This window comes from Pseudomonas sp. 2822-17 (assembly GCF_002742485.1).
Classification (GTDB): Bacteria; Pseudomonadota; Gammaproteobacteria; order Pseudomonadales; family Pseudomonadaceae; genus Aquipseudomonas; species Aquipseudomonas cyclaminis.
Map to the genome: position 1 here is coordinate 1 of NZ_LJRZ01000957.1, position 231 is coordinate 231.

Annotated in this window: 1 protein-coding gene; it reads left to right on the forward strand. The window is 35.1% G+C overall.

Annotation, left to right across the window (positions count from 1 at the left end):
• Window positions 1-198, forward strand: a 198-nt coding sequence (locus AOA60_RS33715) for a hypothetical protein (RefSeq protein ID WP_218241015.1), incomplete at its 5' end; no start/stop codon positions are given.
• Window positions 199-231 lie beyond the last annotated feature (33 nt).

The following is a 231-nucleotide window of genomic DNA, read 5'->3' on the forward strand; positions in this document are numbered from 1 at the left end:
CGTAGGGCATTATTATGTTACCAAGCTGTTTTTCCAAAAGAATGTAAGTTTCTTGTTTCTCCCTGTATTGATAGATATGGAATTTCAAAAGAGAATTGGTACTTATCTGATGTTGGAATAAGTCGCACGATGACCGAAGTGAAAAAGATAGGAACATATTTTGGTGAGTTTATTCCAAGTTGGGTTGAAGACCTGTAGAGTTCGATAGGGATATTGTATATTGAGTTACAA